2 protein-coding genes are annotated in these 1,283 nt (G+C 36.6%); both read right to left on the bottom strand.

Going from position 1 to position 1,283, the window contains the following annotated elements; translation table 11 throughout:
- Positions 1 to 20: 20 nt before the first annotated feature.
- The gene (locus ACQR30_RS02260; protein ID WP_429730665.1) at positions 21 to 299 is read right to left on the bottom strand and encodes a hypothetical protein; all 279 of its coding nucleotides are present in this window, start codon (positions 297 to 299) and stop codon (positions 21 to 23) included.
- A 744-nt stretch (positions 300 to 1,043) separates the two neighbouring features.
- Positions 1,044 to 1,283, bottom strand: a 240-nt coding sequence (locus ACQR30_RS02255; RefSeq protein WP_429730663.1) for a hypothetical protein, incomplete at its 5' end; no start/stop codon positions are given.

Here is a 1,283-nt window from a genome sequence, read left to right as displayed (position 1 = left end):
AGGTTTTTTTAAATTTTTTTTCAACTTTTTTGGATTTTTCCACTTTTCAGTGTCCGATATTTTACTGCCTCGATAACTGTATCTTTGTCAACATAATCACCACTAAAACGCACTTGAGCAGTGTCCAAATCAGGATCAAAAAGACTACCGGGTTCGTAAAAATTATCGTCCGCTGTCCATTCCTCATCAAATTTTTCTTTTCCGAATTCCAAAAACTCCTGCTCTTCAAATTCAAAATCTTCACTGTCAACACTTTGATCAATAATTCGCGAGATAGCATCGGCCAATTTTTTCGTCACGTGTTGGATTAGTGGGCGTTTGTTCCAGAAATTTCACCTTCAATAACCCAATAACTACAGCCGCGTTAACGGGCATATCGAAAAACGCACGCAATTAAATCAAAAATTTAAAAACGACCTTAAAAACACATCAAAGAACCACAACAAATCAAATAAAGAAACGAATCTTCAACCAAACAGGCAGAATATGAAAAATTGACAAAAAAGTTTGCAGGGACTTTTGGTGCTCAAAAGTTGAGAGAAAAAGGAATGCGGGCGCGCGCACAAACCACTCGACTACACAGGCTCTACGCATGCGCTCCCAAAAAATGTTGTTATGCGGTGGCTGGTGGAAAATTTTTTATTTTTGCATTTTTCACCTATTGGAACCGCGAGTCAGGTTAAAATGATCTAGGAACCTCGATCTAATTTTGCGAGAGCTATCAAATGAATATATTCCCGCCCCGAAAACCGGCCTTAAGTTAAGTATGTTCCCTTGTCAAAGCAAATTGCCAAATAAGCACTTGCCTACTGTTCAAAAAACTTGTTTATTTGCGTGTAAAGAACAAAAATGCGTAAATGAACAATTGGCCTCGTTAGAAAAATAAACAAATCGAAGTTATGCTCTTGCTCAACAAATGGCAAAGCACACTATACAAATATGCACAATAAATAGATTTTGCAACTAAAACCTTTTAAATGAACAATTAACTAAAGCTCAAACAATAAATACCAATCAAATTTAAACACACAGGAAGCTTAAATTTATTGTTGCTCGTACAAATACACGTACGCTTTTTCTCTTGGCACTTGTTCTGTTGAAACAGCCGTCACTTTACCATTGTCATACAAAGACCATTGATTGTTGCGCAACAAATAAAAAGTGTAATATCCACAGTCTTTTGGGCCACTGTGTACAATCACGCCAATCAATTTGTATCCAGACGATCCGTGGTAATAGTTAAAACTTTGAATATGGTTGGAATAAATTGGACTCCATTCTTC

The sequence above is a fragment of the Arachidicoccus sp. genome (genome assembly GCF_050436765.1).
Taxonomy (GTDB): domain Bacteria; phylum Bacteroidota; class Bacteroidia; order Chitinophagales; family Chitinophagaceae; genus Arachidicoccus.
This window is presented reverse-complemented; position numbering and strand designations above follow the sequence as displayed.